The 1,664-nt window shown below is 67.5% G+C and carries 2 protein-coding genes and 1 pseudogene; all 3 read left to right on the plus strand.

From position 1 onward, the window contains the following. The coding region (locus tag LQV45_RS30605) for a flavodoxin-dependent (E)-4-hydroxy-3-methylbut-2-enyl-diphosphate synthase (RefSeq protein ID WP_230011009.1) at positions 1–334 on the plus strand (334 nt) is incomplete at its 5' end. Further along, on the plus strand, positions 297–1,184 hold the full coding sequence (locus LQV45_RS30610) for a GNAT family N-acetyltransferase (protein WP_230011011.1): 888 nt from the start codon (positions 297–299) through the stop codon (positions 1,182–1,184). The genes LQV45_RS30605 and LQV45_RS30610, both read left to right, overlap by 38 nt. A 42-nt stretch (positions 1,185–1,226) precedes the next feature. Further along, a pseudogene (locus tag LQV45_RS30615) lies at positions 1,227–1,664 on the plus strand (hypothetical protein); the annotation flags it as partial.

Raw genomic sequence — 1,664 nt, forward strand, 5'->3', positions numbered from 1 at the left:
CGTCTCCTGCCCGTCCTGCGGCCGCGCCCAGGTGGACGTCTACACGCTCGCCGAGCAGGTCACCGCCGGCCTGGAAGGGATGGAAGTCCCGCTGCGCGTGGCAGTCATGGGCTGCGTGGTCAATGGTCCCGGCGAGGCCCGCGAGGCCGATCTCGGCGTTGCCTCCGGCAACGGCAAGGGCCAGATCTTTGTCAGGGGCGAGGTCATCAAGACTGTCCCGGAGGATCAGATTGTTGAGACACTGATCGAAGAAGCCATGCGTATCGCAGAAGAGATGGGGGACGCCGATGGCGAAGATGCTGTCAAGGGTAGCCCCGTGGTTAGCGTCTCGTAAGGACGACGCCGCTCCCGGCGTCGTCGTCCGGGTCCTTGGCGGCGCGGACACCGGACAACTGCTGGCGCTGGCGCACCGGGACGCCGTCGCCAATGTCTTCATCCTCTCGCACCTGGAGACCGCCGGTACGGCGTCTCCCACGGCCGGGGGCGCCAGCATTCTTGGCGTGTTCGACGGCGGCACCCTCCTCGGTGCCTGCTGGGCCGGTGCCAACCTGGTGCCGATCGAGCTGGCGCCCGAGCTCGCCGGCCTCATTGCGATGGCCGCGCACCGCTCCGGGCGCCGCTACGCCTCGATCTTTGGCCCCGCCGAAACTGTGCTGGCTCTCTACACGGCGCTGGAGCAGCTCGGCCAGACGGCCCACGAAGTCCGGGACCACCAGCCCCTGCTGACGATTGCGGGGCCGCCCGCCGTCCGGCCCGAGCCCGCACTCGGCTTTGGCCAGCTGGCTGACTTCGACAAGATCCTGCCCGCATGCGCCGCAATGTTCGAGGAAGAAGTGGGCTATTCGCCCTACCTCGGCGGCAGGGAGTATTACAGCCGGCGCGTCAAGAGCCTCATCCGCCAGGGCCATTCCCTCGTGCACGTGAACGCCGCCGGCGATGTCGTCTTCAAGGCCGAACTCGGCGCCGTCACGCCGGAAGTGACCCAGGTCCAGGGCGTCTGGATGAATCCCGACTTCCGCGGACTGGGACTGAGCGCGGGCTACATGGCCGCCGTCGTCGTCCTCGCCCAGACCCTCGCGCCGGTGACCAGCCTGTACGTCAACGGGTTCAACGCCAAGGCACGCGCCACCTACGATCGGGTGGGCTTTCGCCAGGTGGGCACGTTCGCTACCGTGCTCTTCTAGCGGGCAAATGCCGGCTGGCCGGTCTAGTTTTTTGGGGGAAACATGAAGACATCAGTGCTGCGCATTTTCGGGGCCTCGGCGCTCCTCGCCTGGGGCGCCATGGGATTGGCCGCATGTGGCACGCCCACCGGCTCGCCGGATACAGCCAAGAGTGCGCAAGCCCAGGCCGCAACCACGGTTCCCAGCGCGGCCACGACGCCTACTCCCACCCAGACGCAAGCCAAGGCTTACACGAGCGATGAACTGACGGCCCTCGTGGCACAGTTGAAGGATGCGCACGGCAAGCCGCTTACCGTGATGCCGCTTGCCGATCTCAAGAAGTCGGTCGAACAGGCAAAGTCCTTGCTGGCATCGATCTCGGTGGAACCCGCGGAGTGCGCGGCTCTGGCCCTTGGTGGCCAGGCAGCCTCGACCGAGGGCACGGCGGTCGCGGCGGGGGTGGCCCAAGATGCCGGGACGGGCGCTTCCACGGGTGTCTCC

Source organism: Microbacterium sp. Bi128 (assembly GCF_918698205.1).

What these genes read in the sequence shown, in the direction of transcription:
- LQV45_RS30610 (WP_230011011.1), top strand. Translation starts at nt 297, where the DNA reads ATGCTGTCAAGGGTAGCCCCGTGGTTAGCGTCTCGTAAGGACGACGCC.